General features: G+C 73.4%; 3 protein-coding genes. 1 reads left to right on the forward strand and 2 read right to left on the reverse strand.

The window, feature by feature from the left end; translation table 11 throughout:
* Positions 1-1,709, reverse strand: a 1,709-nt coding sequence (locus ACFW2E_RS44105) for a glycoside hydrolase family 15 protein (RefSeq protein WP_384476995.1), incomplete at its 3' end; no start/stop codon positions are given.
* Positions 1,710-1,876: 167 nt separating this feature from the next.
* On the opposite strand from ACFW2E_RS44105, the gene ACFW2E_RS44110 reads away from it, so the two are divergent.
* Positions 1,877-2,083: a hypothetical protein gene (locus ACFW2E_RS44110; RefSeq protein WP_384476998.1), complete on the forward strand. Its 207-nt coding sequence runs from the start codon at positions 1,877-1,879 to the stop codon at positions 2,081-2,083.
* Between the two features lie 498 nt (positions 2,084-2,581).
* Here the strand turns inward: ACFW2E_RS44110 and ACFW2E_RS44115 are convergent.
* On the reverse strand, positions 2,582-3,237 hold a 656-nt coding region (locus tag ACFW2E_RS44115; RefSeq protein WP_384477000.1), incomplete at its 5' end, for a molybdopterin-dependent oxidoreductase.

A 3,237-nucleotide genomic window follows, 5' to 3' on the forward strand; every position in this document is an offset into this window, starting at 1 on the left:
GCGTAGGTCAGCATCTTCTCGAAGGCCAGCCGGGCCTCGTCCAGCCGCCCGGCGCGCACCAGGGCCTCGACGTACCAGAAGGAGCAGATCGAGAACGTGCCCTCGTCGCCGCGGAGTCCGTCGGGGCTGGCCTGCGGGTCGTAGCGGTAGACGAGGGAGTCGGAGACCAGGTCGTCGGTGAGGGCGTCCAGGGTGGACAGCCACTTGGGGTCGGTGGGCGCGATGAACTTCGCCAGCGGCATCATCAGCAAGGACGCGTCCAGGACCTCGCCGCCCACGTGCTGGACGAAGGCGCGGCGCACCGGTGACCAGCCCCGGTCCATGATCTGCCGGTAGATGGCGTCACGGCACGTCCGCCAGCGGCGGTGGTCGGCCGGCAGGCCGCGCCGGTTCGCGAGGCGGATGGCCCGCTCGATCGCCACCCAGCACATCAGGCGCGAGTACAGGAAGTCCTTGCGGCCGCCGCGGGTCTCCCACACGCCCTCGTCGGGCTGGTCCCAGTGGTCGCAGACCCAGTCGACCAGCCGGCAGACGTCGTCCCACTGGTCGCTGGAGATGGGCTCGGCCCACTTGTCGTAGAGGTAGATCGAGTCGATGAGGGCGCCGTAGATGTCGAGCTGGAGCTGGTCGGCGGCGGCGTTGCCGACCCGGACGGGGGCGGAACCCAGGTGTCCCTCGAGGTGGCCGAGCTCGCGTTCGGGCAGGTCGTTGCGGCCGTCGATGCCGTACATGATCTGCAGTGGGCCGGAGGCCGAGCCGTCGCCCGGACTGATGTGGGTGGTGAGGAAGTTCATGAACGCCCTCGCCTCGCCGCTGAAGCCCAGCCGCAGCAGCGCGTAGACGCAGAACGCGGCGTCCCTGATCCACACGTAGCGGTAGTCCCAGTTGCGCTCGCCGCCGAGCTGCTCGGGCAGGCTGGTGGTCGGCGCGGCCACGATGGCGCCGGTCGGCGCGTAGGTGAGGAGCTTCAGGGTCAGGGCGGAGCGGTGCACCATCTCCCGCCAGCGGCCCCGGTAGCGGGACTGGTGCAGCCATCCCCGCCAGTATCGGACCGTGGCTTCGAACTGGCGCTCGGCCTCGGCACGGGCGCAGCCGCGGGGAGCTATCGCGTCGCCGACCCGGTCGAGCGCGAAGACCGCGGCCTCGCCCTCGGCGAGCTTGAAGTCGGCGCGCACGTCCACCCCGTCGCTCTCCAGGGTCACGGTGGAGGTGAGTGCCAGGGTCATGTCCGGGGATTCGAAGACGGCCGTGTCGCCGAGCATGTCCAGCGTGTGCTCGGCGGCGCCGTAGTCGAAGCGCGGGGCCACCCGGACGCGGAAGGGGACGGTGCCGCGGACGCACAGGACGCGGCGGATCAGGCGGTGCCGGTCGGCCTCCGCGGTCTCTCCGGTGACGGGCATGAAGTCCTGGACCTCGCCGACGCCCTCCTCGGTGAAGAACCGGGTGATCAGCACGTTGGTGTCGGGGAAGTAGAACTGCTTGGTCCGGGCCGGTACGGAGGCGGAGAGCTCGAAGCAGCCACCGCGCTCGGCGTCCAGGATCGCCGCGAAGACGCTCGGGGAGTCGAAGGACGGGCAGCAGTACCAGTCGATCGTGCCGTTGCTGCCCACCAGGGCCACCGTGCGCAGGTCGCCGATCAGTCCGTGCTGGGCGATCGGCAGGTAGCGGGGGTTTCCGGGTACGTCCTGGTACGGCGGCGTCTCGGTCATCGCGGCAGCCTCCCGGATAGGGGCGTGCGGGCTGCTACAAGCTTAGGAGCGAAGGGGGCCGGCGGCTCCTCCGGATGCAGGGCGGGCCCCGGCGGTGAATGGTGAGAGTGGGCCCGGTATCGCGGCACCTGCGGCGGTGCGGTGGCCGGACCCGAGGAGGAGGCATCATGTCGACGTCACAACCCGAAGCGTCCCGGTCCGCCGACGACCGCACGACCCCGGACGCCCTGCTCCACACCTGCCCCGGCACCGGTGTGGCGCCGGAGGATCTGGTCATGGCAACCGGCCGGGACATCACGCCGGCCAATCTCGAATGGGCACGGCGCAAGCTGGAGACCGAGGGCGCGGCCGCCATCGAGAAGCTGCTGCCCTGAGGCTGTCCGGGGTCATCTCGCAGACGGGGGACCAGACCGGTTCGGCAGCCCGGACCGGCGACGCGGCACGACGCCCGGCCCACGGCTCCCCGGAGCCGCGGACCGGGCGCTTGACGTGTCTGGGCACGGGGCAGCGCCGCGCGCCGCGAAGCAGGTGGGGCGGGCAGCGGTGATGGCGCGGCGGGGAGCGATACGGGGATGTGGCGCCCTCAGGATGCGGGACGGTCCCGGTCTGTGGGACGCGTGTGACTGCGGGCCCCTGCCCGCGTCCCGGGCCGAACCCGCAGATGCGCGGACCGCCCTTGGAGCGCGGAACCGGCCCGGGGCCTGCGGGACCGGCCGAAGACGGCATGCGTCCCCCCGGAACCGAGGAACCGGCGCGGGCCCGCCCGGGCCCGGGCGCGAGGTGCCGCTCGGCATGCCGGCTGTGCGCCGCGGAGGATCCCCGAGCGGACACGGCGCAGGTCCCGCCCGGTGCCCGACTCACCTCACGTGGTCCTACGGCACGCACACGACCCGTACGCGCTGGATCGTGTTGTTGGCGAAGCCGCCCCGGTTCCAGTTCTGGTCCGGCGGCTGGGCGTGGCCCTCGGCGTCGGTGGCACGGACGGCCAGCAGGTGGTCGCCCGGGGTGGCGGTCCAGGTCAGGCGCCAGCGGCGCCAGGCCCACCGGTGTCCGTCCGCCGGGTCGAGAGCGGCCGGGTGCCAGCTCGCTCCCCCGTCGGTGGTGACCTCGACCTCCGTCACCGGGGCCCGGCCGGACCAGGCCCGCCCCTCCAGCGGCACCGGCCCCGGCCCGACCACCCGGGTCCGGGACATGAAGTCCGGGAAGCCGGGCGGCACCAGCAGGGCACGCGGCGCGATACGGGTGACGGGCTCGCCCTCGTCGTCGCTGCGCTGCCGGAGCCGGTAGGCCACGGCCTGCTGGAATCCCGTGAACTGCCGGGCACTCACCGTGACGCCCCGCAGCCACTTCACGTGCGCCATGCCGTACCAGCCGGGCACCACCAGCCGGAGGGGGTGGCCGTGCTGCGGCGGCAGCGGGGCGCCGTTCATGGCGTACGCCACCAGCACCTCGGGGTCGTCGCCCGGGGGGCCCGCCCCCCCCCGGGCGCGGGGGGTGTGCGGGGCGACGCCGCCGGGCCCCCCCCGGG

The sequence above is a fragment of the Streptomyces sp. NPDC058964 genome (assembly GCF_042741275.1).
Taxonomy (GTDB): Bacteria; Actinomycetota; Actinomycetes; order Streptomycetales; family Streptomycetaceae; genus Streptomyces.